At 43.6% G+C, this 14,657-nt stretch carries 12 protein-coding genes and 1 pseudogene; 9 read left to right on the top strand and 4 right to left on the bottom strand.

Features of this window, described 5'->3' with window-relative positions; genetic code table 11:
• Positions 1-86: 86 nt before the first annotated feature.
• The 4 genes from recA (at position 87) to LIZ66_RS01715 (ending at position 4,181) form a co-directional block, all read left to right on the top strand.
• Positions 87-1,163, top strand: coding sequence for a recombinase RecA (gene recA / locus LIZ66_RS01700; RefSeq protein WP_118580990.1), 1,077 nt, complete (start codon positions 87-89; stop codon positions 1,161-1,163).
• 3 nt (positions 1,164-1,166) lie between these two features.
• Positions 1,167-1,655 (top strand): regulatory protein RecX, encoded by a 489-nt coding sequence (locus LIZ66_RS01705; protein ID WP_187565773.1) that lies wholly within the window; start codon positions 1,167-1,169, stop codon positions 1,653-1,655.
• A gap of 163 nt (positions 1,656-1,818) precedes the next feature.
• A complete protein-coding gene (rny, locus tag LIZ66_RS01710) occupies positions 1,819-3,363 on the top strand; it encodes a ribonuclease Y (RefSeq protein ID WP_408609631.1) in 1,545 nt (514 codons plus the stop codon).
• A 215-nt stretch (positions 3,364-3,578) separates the two neighbouring features.
• Complete coding sequence (locus tag LIZ66_RS01715; RefSeq protein WP_173773253.1) at positions 3,579-4,181, top strand: stage II sporulation protein M; 603 nt, start codon at positions 3,579-3,581, stop codon at positions 4,179-4,181.
• Between the two features lie 126 nt (positions 4,182-4,307).
• Here LIZ66_RS01715 and LIZ66_RS19730 read toward each other — a convergent pair whose 3' ends face one another.
• Positions 4,308-4,466, bottom strand: coding sequence for a DUF6783 domain-containing protein (locus LIZ66_RS19730; protein WP_368072541.1), 159 nt, complete (start codon positions 4,464-4,466; stop codon positions 4,308-4,310).
• On the opposite strand from LIZ66_RS19730, the pseudogene LIZ66_RS19735 reads away from it, so the two are divergent.
• Together LIZ66_RS19735 and xerD are read left to right on the top strand one after the other, a co-directional pair.
• Positions 4,425-4,538, top strand: a pseudogene (locus LIZ66_RS19735) (DUF6783 domain-containing protein); the annotation flags it as partial. The gene LIZ66_RS19730 and the pseudogene LIZ66_RS19735 sit on opposite strands and share 42 nt — an antisense overlap.
• A gap of 24 nt (positions 4,539-4,562) precedes the next feature.
• Positions 4,563-5,444, top strand: coding sequence for a site-specific tyrosine recombinase XerD (gene xerD, locus LIZ66_RS01720; RefSeq protein WP_173718393.1), 882 nt, complete (start codon positions 4,563-4,565; stop codon positions 5,442-5,444).
• 394 nt (positions 5,445-5,838) lie between these two features.
• Here xerD and LIZ66_RS01725 read toward each other — a convergent pair whose 3' ends face one another.
• Entirely contained in the window at positions 5,839-6,870 is a 1,032-nt protein-coding gene (locus LIZ66_RS01725; RefSeq protein WP_118580970.1) for a 3-deoxy-7-phosphoheptulonate synthase, read from the bottom strand.
• 96 nt (positions 6,871-6,966) lie between these two features.
• On the bottom strand, positions 6,967-8,403 hold the full coding sequence (locus LIZ66_RS01730) for an MATE family efflux transporter (protein ID WP_226837141.1): 1,437 nt from the start codon (positions 8,401-8,403) through the stop codon (positions 6,967-6,969).
• A gap of 203 nt (positions 8,404-8,606) precedes the next feature.
• On the opposite strand from LIZ66_RS01730, the gene nifS reads away from it, so the two are divergent.
• The 3 genes from nifS to LIZ66_RS01745 all read left to right on the top strand — a co-directional run bounded on the left by nifS (position 8,607) and on the right by LIZ66_RS01745 (position 13,339).
• Positions 8,607-9,788, top strand: coding sequence for a cysteine desulfurase NifS (gene nifS / locus LIZ66_RS01735; protein WP_148462508.1), 1,182 nt, complete (start codon positions 8,607-8,609; stop codon positions 9,786-9,788).
• 185 nt (positions 9,789-9,973) lie between these two features.
• Entirely contained in the window at positions 9,974-10,420 is a 447-nt protein-coding gene (gene nifU, locus LIZ66_RS01740) for a Fe-S cluster assembly scaffold protein NifU (protein ID WP_118580961.1), read from the top strand.
• A gap of 297 nt (positions 10,421-10,717) precedes the next feature.
• Entirely contained in the window at positions 10,718-13,339 is a 2,622-nt protein-coding gene (locus LIZ66_RS01745) for a cation-translocating P-type ATPase (protein WP_226837143.1), read from the top strand.
• A gap of 178 nt (positions 13,340-13,517) precedes the next feature.
• Here the strand turns inward: LIZ66_RS01745 and LIZ66_RS01750 are convergent, their stop codons facing one another.
• On the bottom strand, positions 13,518-14,351 hold the full coding sequence (locus LIZ66_RS01750) for a histidinol-phosphatase HisJ family protein (RefSeq protein WP_173770288.1): 834 nt from the start codon (positions 14,349-14,351) through the stop codon (positions 13,518-13,520).
• Positions 14,352-14,657 lie beyond the last annotated feature (306 nt).

The raw sequence follows: 14,657 nt of genomic DNA on the forward strand, positions 1-14,657 counted from the left end.
GAATGGTAACAGGTTATACAGTCCGGTTAATGATTACAGAAATTACTACGGACTTGTCTGATTATTAAGAATAGGAGATCGGAATAATGATAAATGAAGAGAAGAAGAAAGCGCTGGAAGCGGCTCTTGGACATATTGAGAAGCAATATGGCAAGGGCTCTGTAATGAAACTGGGTGAGTCCAGTGCCAATATGCAGGTGGAGACTGTTCCTACCGGTTCCCTGAGCCTTGACATTGCACTTGGGGTAGGCGGTGTGCCGAAGGGACGTATTATAGAAATCTACGGACCAGAGTCCAGTGGTAAGACCACTGTTGCATTACATATGGTAGCCGAGGTTCAGAAAAGAGGCGGAATTGCCGGTTTTATCGATGCCGAGCATGCTCTTGACCCTGTATATGCGAAGAACATCGGCGTAGATATTGATAATCTTTACATTTCCCAGCCGGATAATGGTGAGCAGGCTCTGGAGATTACAGAGACCATGGTTCGTTCCGGTGCAGTTGACATTATCATCGTGGATTCCGTTGCAGCTCTGGTTCCCAAGGCAGAGATTGATGGTGACATGGGAGACAGTCATGTAGGTTTGCAGGCACGTCTGATGTCACAGGCACTTCGTAAGCTGACCGCTATTATCAGTAAGTCTAACTGCGTTGTGATCTTTATCAACCAGCTCCGTGAGAAGGTTGGTGTTATGTTTGGTAACCCGGAGACAACTACTGGTGGACGTGCCCTTAAGTTCTATTCATCCATACGTCTTGATGTACGCCGTGTAGAGACATTGAAGCAGGGCGGCGAGATGGTTGGAAACCACACCAGGATCAAGGTTGTTAAGAATAAGGTTGCTCCGCCATTTAAGCAGGCTGAGTTTGATATTATGTTTGGTACCGGCATCTCCAAGGAAGGGGATATCCTTGATCTTGCTGCTGAGAATTCCATTGTGAATAAGAGCGGTGCATGGTATGCATACGAAGGAAATAAGATCGGCCAGGGACGTGAGAATGCTAAGCTGTTCCTGAAAGAGCATCCGGACATCTGCGATGAGATTGAACGCAAGGTTCGTATCCATTATCACCTTCTTCCAGGTGAGGAAGAAGAGCAGCAGGATGTGAAGCAAGAAGAAACTACACCAGAATCTGACGCTCCGGCAGCAGAAGAGGAATAAAATATGGCGGTTACACCTGAAGAGCAAAAGAATGCCAGAAGAAAGGCAATGCTTCTTCTGGAGCATATGGACCGTACAGAGAAAGGCCTGTCTGACCGGCTGCGTCAGGCAGGCTTTTCAGCAGAAGCCACAGAGGATGCCATGAACTATGTGCGTTCCTATGGGTATCTGAACGATTACCGCTATGCCATGAATTATATTTCCTTCCGCATGGGAACCAAGAGCCGTCAGAAGATTCTCCAGGAGCTTTCCGGGAAAGGAATTGACCGCGAGACTGCCCTTGCAGCCTGGGAAGAGGCAGCAGAGATTGAAGAGCCAGATGAACTGGCCATTCTCCGCGTTGCAGTAGAGAAGAAGTGCCAGCCAGATACTGTTCTGGATGAAAAAGGAATGCGCAGACTCCAGGGATTTCTTCAGAGAAGAGGTTTTTCCTATGGGGACATATCCCATGTACTTGAAGAGATGAATATTACCTGTGAGAGGAATTTTTAACAAAATTCAGCTGTTCAGTACTTTCACAGGAACCCTTGACGAAATATAAATTTCATTTTTGTGTAGAAAAACTTGACATAATTCTAAAAAAAAGATAAACTTGTATTGTTGTGATTGCACAATGAAAACTAAATATTGAGGAGGTGCTCCTGTGACAACAATTATTGTTGCAGTTGTCGCTGTAGTAGCCACTCTACTGATTGCAGTTCCTATTACTAGTAAAGTTTCTGTGGATAACAAAGTTAAGAAAGACGCAGAAACGATTGGGTCAGCTGAAGAAAAGGCCAGAGGCATCATTGATGAAGCCTTAAAAGCGGCCGAAACAAAGAAACGTGAAACTTTATTGGAAGTAAAGGAAGAATCTCTCCGTACAAAGAACGAACTGGAGAAGGAAACCAAGGAACGTAGAAACGAACTGCAGAAATATGAGAAGCGTGTCTTATCGAAGGAAGAAACCGTTGATAAGAAAGCTGAAGCAGTTGAGAAGCGCGAGGCAGAGTGCACAGCGAGATTTGCTGAATTGCAGAAGAAAGAAAAGAGAGTAGATGAACTCGAGCTGAAAGGAGTACAGGAACTGGAACGTGTTTCCGGTCTGACCTCCGAACAGGCAAAAGAAGAATTGCTCAGATCTGTGGAAGACGATGTTAAAGTTGATGTTGCCAGACTTTACAAGGAACTTGAGAGCCAGGCGAAGGAAGAGGCAGGAAAGAAAGCCAAGGAATATGTGGTAAATGCCATTCAGAAATGTGCGGTAGACCATGTTGCCGAGACTACTATTTCCGTAGTGCAGCTTCCAAGCGATGAGATGAAGGGACGTATTATCGGACGTGAGGGACGTAATATCCGTACTATGGAGACCCTGACAGGTGTAGACCTTATCATTGATGATACTCCTGAGGCAGTAGTTCTCTCATCATTTGATCCTATCAGACGTGAAGTGGCAAGAGTAGCACTTGAGAAACTGATCGTAGATGGACGTATCCATCCGGCCAGAATCGAGGAAATGGTTGAGAAGGCACAGAAAGAAGTTGAAACTCAGATCCGCGAGGATGGCGAGAATGCAGCTATGGATGTTGGAGTTCATGGTATTCATCCAGAGCTTCTGAAACTTCTTGGACGTATGAAATTCCGTTCAAGTTATGGACAGAATGCGCTGAAGCATTCTATTGAAGTAGCACAGCTTTCCGGTCTGCTTGCCGGTGAAATTGGTGTAGACGTGCGCATGGCGAAACGTGCCGGTCTGCTTCATGATATCGGTAAATCTATTGACCATGAAGTTGAGGGATCCCATATTGAGATTGGTGTAAACCTTTGTAAGAAATATAAGGAATCACCTATTGTGATCAATGCGGTAGCAGCACACCACGGTGATGTGGAGCCAGAGAGCCTTATTGCCTGTATCGTGCAGGCAGCAGATGCGATTTCCGCGGCGCGTCCAGGTGCCAGAAGAGAGACACTGGAGACTTATACCAACAGACTGAAGCAGCTTGAGGATATTACCAATCAGTTCAAGGGGGTTGAGAAATCCTTTGCAATCCAGGCTGGTAGAGAAATCCGTGTTATGGTAGTTCCTGAGCATGTGAATGATTCTGAGATGGTACTTCTCGCAAGAGACATAGCGAAGCAGATTGAGGCTGAGCTTGAGTATCCGGGTCAGATCAAAGTCAATGTGATCCGCGAGAGCAGAGCTGTTGATTATGCCAAATAATCGGAGTTAATTTACATTAAGAAATATTAAGAAACCGCTTCCGCATTTTTCATACTATATGAAGGATGCGGAGGCGGTTTTTATTATGAAAGTCCCGGACGGCAGCCATGAACGAGCTATGCTTGCATGGGCTGATTCATGGAAAATCAAAAAGAATTTTTTTATGTAATTCATAATCAAATCATCGCTTGCGTACAATGGTACAGGGTGAATATATGGAAAATTTACTCAGTATCAAAAAGAAAAGTTTTTTTCCAGGACTGACTTTGCTGCTTGCAGGATTTCTTGCAGGAATGCTGATCCCGAACTTTATATACCGTTTTTCCTGGAAGCAGCAGGCATTTTCCGCAGTGTACCTTTTGGAAACCTATGGGAAAACAGAAGCAGGAGGAATCGATTATCTTTTGCAGATTCTCTGGATGCGCGGTGGGATTTTTTTCCTTTCTCTAATCTGTGGTTTTACTGTATTTGGAGTCCCTATGGCAATTATGGCGATGCTTTTTACCGGAATTGGACTGGGAATCGTATTTTCCATGTCTATTCTGCAGTTCGGACTTACCGGAGGCGCAGTTGCCGTAGCACTTCTTTTTCCGCATTATCTGATCTATCTGCCATTATGGGATTCGGTGTATCAGATGGTCTACAGGGAATCTATGGGAATCTGGCGCAATCATGGAATTTTTCCACAGAAAGTAAGCGCTTATCTCCTGAAAGTGCTCTTATATACAGCTTTATACGGTGTGGGAATTCTTTTGGAATGGCGTGTAAATCCATGGATTTTAAACAAAATTCTGGATTTTTCGAAATTTTTTGAATGAGAATAATATGAAAAATACAAGATATAGTATTGGTTACCATAAAAGCGACGCTATTTTGTAAAATGGGCAAAAAAAGCTTGTTTTTATACGATTTTTGGCCGAAAAAAAGGTTTGATTTTATGTCAATTACAAAGTATAATACAAATACATTTTAAGATCAGTTATTGTGGGGAGGTAGCCCGTTCCTGCAATAAAGCGTGAAAGAGCAAATGCAATGGACAATAGGAATTCCGGGCGAAATCTCCCACAAATTGTGACGCACATCTTACAGAAAGCCTTTTTCAAACACGCTCCAGAATCTTTTTCAAACATGGTCTAAAGCAGTATGATCATGGACTATATGAAATGAATTTATAACAAAAGAGACAGGAAGTAAACAATATGGAACAGGAAATACGCGAGTTTATTGAATACTTACATAATACGAAAAAAACATCCCAGAATACAGAGGTTTCCTATCAGCGGGATCTGAACAAGATGGCTGCATACCTGGAAATGAAGGGGATTATGAAAGCGGAAGATGTCCGTGAATTTGATCTTATGGGATACATGGATTATATGGAGAAAGAGAACTTCGCGTCATCCACTATTTCAAGAAGTGTTGCTTCCATGCGTGCTTTTTTTCAACACATGTTTGCACTTAGGAAGATGGAAGAGAACCCCACAGATAATCTGAAATCTCCAAAGGTAGAGAAGAAGCTTCCGGAGATTCTCAGTATTCAGGAAGTTGACGATCTTTTGAAGCAGCCAGATCTGACTACGCCTAAGGGAATTCGGGATAAGGCTATGTTAGAGCTTTTATATGCCACTGGTATGCGTGTCAGCGAACTGATCCATCTGGAGACCACAGATGTAAACCTTCAGCTTGGCTATGTGGTTTGCCAGGAGAATAAAGAGCGTATCATTCCGATTGGAAATGTAAGCAAGGAAGCGTTGAATCTTTATCTTGAAGAGGGACGTAAGGTATTTGTGAAAGATGATTCAGAGCATGCGCTGTTCACAAATTGCTCCGGTAAGGCCATGAGCCGTCAGGGATTCTGGAAAATGCTGAAAGGCTATGCCCAGGAGGCTGGAATTCACAGAGATATTACGCCACATACATTGAGACATTCTTTTGCAGTACATATGCTGCAGAATGGAGCAGACATCCGAAGCGTCCAGGAAATGCTGGGACATTCCGATATTTCTACGACTCAGGTATATTTAAGCATGAATATTAACCGGATGCGAGATGTGTATATGAAAGCACATCCAAGACATTGAGAAGATCGAATAAGATGATAACTGTCCATGGGAGAGACCTGTGGGCAGTTTTTTATGTAATAGGAAATTCCGTTGGAATTTCCTATTACATAAAAAGCCCTACCGGGCAGGATCGCACTGCGGCGGAAAGGTAGTTGTCGCTCGAGGCGACCCGCCGCAGGCGGAGAAGCCTGCAAGCAGGATTCTTTTTTATGTAATGAAAATTCTGCAAAGTAAGATTCTTTCTTGTATTATAAAAATGTTTGACCGAAAATTCTATCGAAAGATATTAGAGCGTGTCTGAAAAATCTCCCGCATTCCGAAATCAGAATACAGGAGATAAATAAATTTTATTTTTGAAAATATACCGCAAAGTGGGGCGTGTAGATTGCGGAAATGATTTTTCAAACAGGCGCTAGCACATCTCAGCGATTGTATAAAGCAGCTTCTCAGATTCTTCCCATCCAAGACAAGCATCTGTAATGGATTTACCATATACATGGTTTGGTCCGATCTTCTGATTGCCTGGCTCAATGTAGCTTTCGATCATAAGACCCTTTACCAGCCCACGAACATCAGAATCAACCTGACGGCTGTGAAGAACTTCTTTGGCAATACGGATCTGCTGCTCATACTGCTTGTTGGAGTTGGAATGGTTGGTATCCACGATGGTAGCCATGTTCTTCAGGTTCTTAGCGGAATATTTCTCGAAAAGAAGACGAAGATCTTCGTAATGGTAGTTGGGAATAGCTTCTCCGTGTTTGTTTACAGCACCACGAAGAATGGTATGTGTCAACTCATTTCCAGTAGTTTCAACTTCCCATCCCCTGTAGATAAATGTATGGCTTCCCTGAGCTGCAACAACAGAGTTCAGCATAACACTGAAGTCACCACTTGTAGGATTCTTCATTCCCGCCGGAACATCCATACCGCTGACAGTGAGACGGTGCTGCTGATCCTCAACAGAACGTGCTCCTACAGCAACATAGGAAAGAAGATCGGAAAGGTAACGCCAGTTCTCTGGGTAAAGCATCTCGTCCGCACAGGTAAATCCGCTCTCCTCAATAGCGCGGATGTGCATTTTACGGATGGCAACAAGACCGGCAAGCATATTAGGTTTTTTCTCCGGATCTGGCTGGTGTACCATTCCTTTATAACCCTCTCCGGTAGTACGGGGTTTATTTGTATAAACACGAGGAATGATTAAAACTTTATCCGCGATCTTGTCCTGAACTTTGCGAAGTCTCAGCAGATAGTCGCATACAGCATCTTCATTATCTGCAGAACAGGGACCAATGATTGCAAGAAATTTATCGGATTTTCCGGTGAATACGTCACGGATTTCCTGATCACGTTTCTCTTTCAGTGCCTTGATCTTTGCATCAATGGGATATTGGTTGCGGATCTCGTCGGGGGTTGGAAGCTTTTTGATGAATTCAAATCCCATGGTATTTTCTCCTTTTATCGGCAAAATTTGTTTTCGATTCAATATTATAGACTATGATGGAAAAAATGTCGATAGGCAAATTGCAGGAATGATTTTTCAAACACGCTCCAGTCTGTTTAGATAAATGAAATGAAGCAAGGTAAGAATTAGTTGGGAAAGGAGCATTCCGTAAAAATATCCACGGATTCCAAGCACAGGAATGGAAAAGAAAACAAATCCAATTCGGATACACACTCCTGCAATATTGTGAAAAAGGCAGGTATCCGGGCGCCCGAGGCCGTTCAGAATACTTTCCAGTGCAGTATTTGTATAAAGAAAAGGGCAGATAAAAGCTAACGTCCTTATGTAAATCCCCGCAGTTTCACTGTGAAAAAGAAAATTTCCCAGTGATTTTCCGAAAATAAAGAAAAAGAATGTACAGAAGGCTCCGAAGAAAAAGCAGTTTTCACAGGTGCGGCGGATCACATGACGGATTTTTTTTTCATGACCGAGGGCCTGTAAACTAGCCACAGAAGGCATCAGCATAACAGAGGCAGAATTTGTCAGTGTTGCCGGGAAAAGAATCAGCGGCAGCGCCATTCCGGTAAAAATTCCGTACACAGACAGGGAATCAGTCCGATTTATTCCAGCCAGAAGCAGTCTTTGGGGAATAAGAACCATTTCGATGCCAGAGAGTAAGGTAAGCAGCAGCCGGTTGACAGAATGGGGAACTGCAATCTGGGCGATCTCTTTTATAAGAGCATTTATGGAAGTGGCAGTATTGTTTTTGGCAGAAGCTGGTTGTATATGTGAAATATATTTTACAGCAGAAGGTGAATTTCTGTGAGTGCCTTTGTTTATACGAGAAAATACTCGTAAAATACGTCGAAGCAGTCTGGCGGCTGGTTTGTAATTTTCCCTGGAAAAATCCAGCCCAAGCGCCAACATACATGCTGCAGTGGCTGTAAGCTCACTGAAAAGTGCACCTCCGGCCGCTATTACAGGGGTAATCTCTTTTTTCTGGGAAATCAGAATCAGGTAGATCACGTAAGTGCTGCCAATCCGGGAAGTCTGCTCAAGAAGCAGGATAAAAGCTGGAATTCCAGTCGTTTTTCTGGCATAATAAAAGCTGTTTACGCATGAATGCAAGGCTGCAAAAGGAAAACTAAAGGCAAGAATACGAAGCAGAACCGTAGTACGCGGCTCTTTTAACAAAGCAGAAGCCACAAAATCTGCATTCCAATAGACCAGAAAAGATAAAAGTCCGCAAAGTGCCATCGAAAGAAATGTTCCAAGAAGCAGCGCATCTCTGGACTCTTTTTCTTTTCCAAGGGCAGTGAAAGAGGCACACAGCCTGGAAATAGCAGCCTGAATGCCCATACAGCAGGCTGCCAGTACGATTGCGTGAACCGGAAGCGTAAGCTGGTAAATTCCCACTCCCTGTGCACCAATAGTATGAGATAAGAATATTCTATAGAAGAAACCCATCAGGCGGCTGACAAGGCCGGTAAGAGTAAGAATCAGGGTTCCTTTGATAAAAAGTTTGTCAGACATAAGAATCCGCCTATCCTCTTCATCCTTTTAGTTAGTTTATGCTGTAAATGTGCCTTGACAGAACTGCTATTATCTGGTAAAGTGGGATAGAAATCCAAGAGAAATACTAGGAAATAGAAAAGTACCTAAGGAGATAGATGAAATAACCCTTTCCCGGGAGTCTTTCATATCGAATTGATACCAATAAACCAGGAGGAAGAAAAATGGGAAAAATGATATATCTGGATAATGCGGCTACTACCAAGACCGCTCCGGAAGTAGTAGAAGCAATGCTTCCTTATTTTACCGAAATGTATGGAAATCCATCCAGCATTTACGACTTCGCATCCAAGAGCAAAGAAGGCGTCAGCAAGGCAAGAGGCCAGATCGCAGATGCACTTGGTGCCAAGAAAGAAGAAATCTATTTCACAGCTGGCGGTTCAGAGTCTGATAACTGGGCACTGAAAGCCACCTTTGAAGCATATAAATCCAAAGGAAACCACATCATCACAACCAAGATCGAGCATCATGCAATCCTTCACACCTGCGAATATCTTGAGAAAGAGCGCGGAGCGAAGATCACATATCTTGATGTAGATGAGAATGGTATTGTGAAGCTTGACGAGCTTGAGAAAGCAATCACACCAGAGACCATCCTAATCTCCGTTATGTTTGCAAACAACGAGATTGGATCTATTCAGCCAATCAAAGAGATCGGTGCAATTGCCAAAGAGCACGGCATCCTTTTCCACACAGATGCAGTACAGGCTTTTGGACAGGTGCCGATCAATGTAGATGAATTAGGAATCGATATGCTCAGCTCCAGTGGACACAAGCTGAATGGACCGAAGGGAATCGGCTTCCTTTACATCCGTAAGGGTGTTAAGATCCGTTCCTTTGTACACGGTGGAGCGCAGGAGAGAAAGCGCCGCGCAGGTACAGAGAATGTTCCTGGAATCGTAGGTTACGGTGTTGCTGCAGATCGTGCAGTCCGCACTATGAAAGAACGTACAGACAAAGAGATTCAGGTAAGAGATCATTTCATTGAAAGAATCCTGAAAGAGATTCCGTATGTGAAATTAAATGGTGACCGTACCAAACGTCTTCCAAATAACGTAAATGTAAGCTTCCAGTTCATCGAAGGAGAGTCCATGCTGCTCATGCTTGACAATTATGGCATCTGTGCATCCAGCGGTTCCGCCTGTACATCAGGCTCTCTGGATCCGTCCCATGTACTTCTGGCAATCGGACTCCCGCATGAGATTGCACATGGTTCCCTGCGTATGACCTTAAGCGAGGAGACTACCATGGAAGATGCTGATTTTGTAGTAGATAAGCTGAAAGAAATCGTAGCTTACCTGAGATCAATGTCTCCATTATATGAAGATTTTATAAAAAAACAGTAACTGTTCAGTACCTTCACAGTTACACGCTTCGCGATGCACAGAAATCATGCTTTGCATGATTTCGCGCCGACATTCTCGGGCTTTCTGTGAACTACGTTCACAAAAAACACCTCGCGGAATAGTGCCTGCTGAATAGTTAAAAAAATAAAAAATTTGATTAAAACACTTGCCAGGAGGAAAAAAAGATGTATAGTGAGAAAGTAATGGATCATTTCCAGCATCCACGTAATGTTGGAGAAATAGAGAATGCAAGCGGTGTCGGTACAGTAGGAAATGCCAAATGCGGCGATATTATGAGAATTTTCCTGGATATCGATGATGAGACACATATTATCAGAGACTGCAAATTCAAAACCTTTGGCTGCGGTGCTGCAGTTGCAACCAGCAGTATGGCTACTGAGATGGTAAAAGGTAAGACCATCGAGGAAGCTATGAAGCTTACCAACAAGGCTGTTATGGAGGCTCTTGATGGACTTCCGCCAGTGAAAGTACACTGTTCTCTTCTTGCAGAGGAGGCTGTACATGCTGCACTGTGGGATTACGCACAGAAGCATCACATTGAGATCGAAGGTCTGAAGAAACCGAAGTCTGACATCCATGAGGGTGAAGAGGCAGAGGAAGAAGAGTATTAATAGTTACTGCGAACTGCAGTAATTGTGAGGTGTCGTCATCGATACAAAAGAATAATATTTTTTACAGGAAACCGAATCCTTAAGCAGATTTATTTCGTTACAGATAAATAGGTGGTAAAGATGAGGCAGACCGTAAAGAGAATTCATCAGGGCGGATGTTATCATCTGCCCTGAATTTGTTGCTGCTTATAATAAAGTTACGCGAAGTATACTTCTGTGAGCAGTAATCTGATTTTTTTAACATGCTCCAGGAAAGAAAAAGAGTAAAAACGAAACATCCTTAAAGAAAACATAAGAATGAAGGAAGTAACGATGACAGGACTGACAAACGAACAGGTACAACAAAGAATTGAAGAGGGGAAAATCAATGCCAATGAGAACCCTAACACAAGAAGCTATAAGCAGATCATAAGGGAGAATGTGCTTACATTTTTCAACTTTCTGAACCTGGCTCTGATGATTATGGTATTGCTGGTTGGCTCCTATAAGAACTCCATGTTCATGGGGATTATTGTGATCAATACGGTGATCGGAATCATCCAGGAAGTGCGTGCGAAAAAGACGCTGGATAAGCTGGCTATCCTTACGGAGAGCAAGGCAGTGGTCTTGCGTGAAGGCAAAAAATGGTCTATCTCCACGGAGAAGCTGGTTCTGGACGATATCCTTTTTCTGAAAACAGGAGATCAGGTGCCTGCAGATGCCAAGGTGCTTGAGGGCAGTATTGAGGTCAATGAATCCCTACTGACCGGTGAATCGGATAACCTTCAGAAAAATGAAGGAGACGAGCTTTTTTCAGGAAGCTTTGTCACATCCGGAGAGGCCTGCTGTCAGGTTATCCACGTTGGCAAGGATAATTACGCATCTCAGATTACCAGCGAGGCTAAGGAATTTAAACGTCATAACTCAGAACTTCGTAATTCCCTGAATGCGATTCTGAAGACTATAAGTGTGATCATAGTTCCTATGGGAATGCTGTTGTTTTATAAGCAATATTACATTGCGGGAAACGGAATCCGGGATGCAGTAGTGAATATGGTGGCTGCTGTCCTTGGAATGATCCCTGAGGGACTGGTGCTCCTTACCAGTGTGGCGCTGACTCTTGGTGCGCTGACGCTGACCCGTAAGAATACTTTGGTGCAGGAATTGTATTGTATTGAGACTCTGGCGAGAGTGGATACCCTCTGTCTGGATAAAACCGGAACCATCACAGCCGGTACCATGTGTGTGGAGCAGGTACAGCCCTATGTGGAGGGTATGGAGATCAGGACTCCGGAAGCAGAAAATGAGAATATAAGCGAAAGTACAATAAATGGAACAGCGAATCAAGCTCAGAAAGTTCCAGAAATGGCAGCTGCAGAGGCGCAGTCTGAAGTATCCGTGGTTGCGGCACAATTGCAGATAGGAGCTGTTATGGGAACTACTGAACAGCTGTCAGCACAAGATTCACAGGGCAATGTCAATACTGATTTGGCCATCAGCGGCGCCCAGCCAGAACTGACCATGGGCGAGATCGAGCGTGTCATGGCAAACATGATGTCCGTTTTAAAGGATAAGAATGCCACCGCAGATGCACTCCACAAACGCTTCTCCAGAAGAACGGACATGCCGGTAGATCATTGCATTCCGTTTTCCTCAGACCGCAAATACAGCGGTGTAGCCTTTAAAACAGAAGGAACTTATCTGATGGGTGCTGCTCAGTTCCTTTTTCCGGATGGAAATGAAGACTTGATCAAGCAGTGTGCTGCTTATGGAAAAGAAGGCTTACGTGTTCTGGTGTTGGCGCATAGCCCAAACCTGAATCGGGAGAATGAGCTTCCGGAAGGGTTAAAGCCGGTTGCGTTATTTATGCTCACTGACATTATCAGGGATAATGCCCCTGAAACCTTGGCATTTTTCAAAGACCAGGGCGTAGATCTGAAAGTGATCTCCGGTGATGATCCTGTGACTGTTTCTGCCATTGCAAAAAAAGCAGGCCTGGAGAATGCAGATAAATATATTGATGCCACCACTATCACTACACCGGAGGATATGGAGCGTGCCGTTGCAGAGTGTTCCGTATTCGGCCGTGTAACCCCGCAGCAGAAGAAAGAGATGGTGCTTGCCCTTCAGAAACAGAAGCATACAGTTGCCATGACCGGTGACGGTGTGAACGATGTTCTGGCACTGAAAGAGGCAGACTGCAGCGTAGTTATGGCAGAGGGAAGTGACGCTGCCAAGAACATTGCAAATGTAGTCCTTATGGATTCTAATTTCGCTGCTATGCCGGAGATTGTGAACCAGGGACGCCGTGTGGTGAACAACATCCGCACCGCAGCTTCCATGTTCCTGATCAAAACTATTTTCTCTGCGCTGCTGTGTCTGATTACTATTTTCTGGGGCGATAGCTATCCGTTTGAGCCAATTCAGATGTCCCTGATCAGTGCCTGTGCAGTGGGTATCCCAACCTTCCTGCTCGCCCAGGAAAACAACTTCAACAAGATTGAGAGTGGTTTTCTGCGTTATGTATTTATGAATGCATTCCCAGCAGCAGTCACCATCACGGGATGTGTATTTACCATTATGCTGGTCTGCCAGAACGTTTACCATAGCAATGTAATGCTGAGTACAGCCTGTTTCCTGGTAACAGGATGGAATTACATGGCAGCTTTGAAGACGGTATACGCGCCGCTTAGCAGGTACAGGAAAATCATTATTTACGGTATGCAGTTTATTTTCTTCTTTGCAGCCGTATGTGTGCAGAACCTGCTTGCACTTGGCTCACTGGAGTTCGGAATGATCATCCTGGTATTTATCCTGATGACCTTCTCTCCGGTCGTAATCGAAGTTATCACAGAATGGTGCAGATCTTTGTATAACAAGGCACATGAGAAGGAAAAGAAAGGAATTATTTCTCTGTTTTTGGAGAAAGTGCAGAAATAATGACTGACCTGGTCTTGAGTGGCAATCAAAAATAATACCTCAAGCTGAATTTGAAAAGAAACGCAAAAAATGCTTCATCGCTTATTCTGGCGATGAGGCATTTTTTTAACACGTTCTAAAAGCCGGGCTGATGTGAGAAGCTGATCGCTTCTGCAGTGCATGGCAAAATAGGGTTTCCTTATAGCTTTACAAAGGTTGGTTTCCGGTTTTCAAATACTGTATAATATTCAAATCCGCATTCTTTCAGTACCTTTGATGCTTTGTCAAAGGCATAGCCGATTTTATCCGGTGTATGCGCGTCAGCACCAATGGTGATGATTTCACCCCCTAGTTCTTTATAACGTCGGATGATATCCGTACATGGGTTTGGCTCTCCAAGCCTGTAGTGATAACCGCCGGTGTTGACCTCCAGTCCTACATTTGTGTCTGCCAGTTTTTTCAGAATCGCATCCAGAATGTTCCGATATTTTTTATAAGAATAAAACTGGTTCTTGTTTGGACCGTAGCGGACAATATAATCCAGATGTCCATAAGTGTCCATTTCATGAAATGCATCCAGATTCTCCAGAATGGATTCGAAATATTCAAGGTAGGCCTGTTCCTCGTTCCTGCCCTGGAAAAATTCCGGGTAGTAGGGGTCGGCACCGTGGACTACGTGAGAAGAACCAATCACGAAATCGAAAGGATATTCTTTTAAAAGATTGTGAAAATATTGTTTAAGATGAAGCTGCAAACCGATCTCAATACCGAAATGGATGTGAATCTGATTCTTGTAGGTCTCTTTCAGTTCGTTGAGTTTGGTGTAATAGGCGGGAATATCCAGGGCAAATTCCAGGTCATCCGGAGTTGGTGGATAGTCTGGATCCAGATGCTCTGTAAAGCAGATTCCCTTAAACCCCAGTGCAATGGCCTGGCGGATCATATCCTCAGTGGGAGTGCCGGAATCTGCGGAAAATTCAGAATGCATGTGGCAGTCCCACAAAACTCCGGGAGAGTTGGAAAGTATTTTCATAATAACCTCCTTATGAATTATAAACCAAGCAAAGTATTTTAAAAATATATTTTCTGTAAATATAAAGATATATTTTATGGATAAGTGTACAGCGAAGGAACATGTGAAAAAAATTCTTCCTACACGAAAAAGAAAGGAAAAAATGTGCATAAATGCTGCCACTGTGTCATAAAAGGGACTTAATTGTCTCATTTGAGAGCAGTATATCATATCAGAGGATATTTGTGGCAATTTGCTTGTTATTTTTTTGAAAATAGGCTTGAATTTTTGTTCGGAATTAGGTACAATACGCTATAGGTTGATGTT

It is taken from the genome of Blautia faecis (assembly GCF_020554845.1).
In the GTDB taxonomy this organism is placed as follows: Bacteria; Bacillota; Clostridia; order Lachnospirales; family Lachnospiraceae; genus Blautia_A; species Blautia_A faecis.

What these genes read in the sequence shown, in the direction of transcription:
- nifU (WP_118580961.1), top strand. Translation starts at nt 9,974, where the DNA reads ATGTATAGTGAGAAAGTAATGGATCATTTCCAGCATCCACGTAATGTT.
- LIZ66_RS01745 (WP_226837143.1), top strand. Translation starts at nt 10,718, where the DNA reads ATGAAGGAAGTAACGATGACAGGACTGACAAACGAACAGGTACAACAA.
- LIZ66_RS01725 (WP_118580970.1), bottom strand. Translation starts at nt 6,870, where the DNA reads ATGGGATTTGAATTCATCAAAAAGCTTCCAACCCCCGACGAGATCCGC.
- LIZ66_RS01730 (WP_226837141.1), bottom strand. Translation starts at nt 8,403, where the DNA reads ATGTCTGACAAACTTTTTATCAAAGGAACCCTGATTCTTACTCTTACC.
- LIZ66_RS01715 (WP_173773253.1), top strand. Translation starts at nt 3,579, where the DNA reads ATGGAAAATTTACTCAGTATCAAAAAGAAAAGTTTTTTTCCAGGACTG.
- xerD (WP_173718393.1), top strand. Translation starts at nt 4,563, where the DNA reads ATGGAACAGGAAATACGCGAGTTTATTGAATACTTACATAATACGAAA.
- LIZ66_RS01750 (WP_173770288.1), bottom strand. Translation starts at nt 14,351, where the DNA reads ATGAAAATACTTTCCAACTCTCCCGGAGTTTTGTGGGACTGCCACATG.
- recA (WP_118580990.1), top strand. Translation starts at nt 87, where the DNA reads ATGATAAATGAAGAGAAGAAGAAAGCGCTGGAAGCGGCTCTTGGACAT.
- nifS (WP_148462508.1), top strand. Translation starts at nt 8,607, where the DNA reads ATGGGAAAAATGATATATCTGGATAATGCGGCTACTACCAAGACCGCT.
- LIZ66_RS01705 (WP_187565773.1), top strand. Translation starts at nt 1,167, where the DNA reads ATGGCGGTTACACCTGAAGAGCAAAAGAATGCCAGAAGAAAGGCAATG.